The organism is Tersicoccus solisilvae, assembly GCF_014643255.1.
GTDB classification, from domain to species: Bacteria; Actinomycetota; Actinomycetes; order Actinomycetales; family Micrococcaceae; genus Tersicoccus; species Tersicoccus solisilvae.
The window spans coordinates 1-573 of sequence record NZ_BMJI01000087.1; the positions used below are offsets into that span (position 1 = coordinate 1).

1 protein-coding gene is annotated in these 573 nt (G+C 43.8%); it reads left to right on the top strand.

Translation table 11 applies throughout. From position 1 onward, the window contains the following. Positions 1-573, top strand: a 573-nt coding sequence (locus tag IEX22_RS16380; protein WP_229660119.1) for a Wzz/FepE/Etk N-terminal domain-containing protein, incomplete at both ends; no start/stop codon positions are given.

The window sequence follows — 573 nt, forward strand, 5'->3', positions numbered from 1 at the left end:
ACATCCTATAAAAGTATCATTAGATAAAAATATGAATTCACAAATTACTCCTCAACAACATCCGGATGCGCAGTTTTCTGCGAATACGATGAGAGATGATGAAATCGATCTCCGTGAACTCTTTGCTGTCATTTGGCAAGGAAAATGGTTAATTACCGGAGTCACTCTGGTGTTTGCTGTCTCGTCTGCTGTTATTGCGCTGATGATGCCGAATATTTATAAGTCAGAAGCATTACTGGCCCCCGCATCAGAAGAGCAGGGGGCTGGCGGACTAGCCGGGCTTGCTTCCCAGTTTGGTGGCCTTGCCAGTATGGCCGGGATTAACTTAGGTGGTAGTGGTGGCTCTGACAAGACGCAACTGGCTATCGAAGTTCTTAAGTCACGCCAATTTATCGGTGACTTTATTGAAAAGCATCAAATATTGCCTGAATTGATGGCTGTCGATAAATGGAATATGGTCGACAACACCTTATCATTTGACCCGAATGTTTATGTTCAAGAGAGTAAAACTTGGGTGCGTGATGTGAAACTCCCATTTCAACCCAAGCCATCGTTACAAGAAGCTTACAAAGA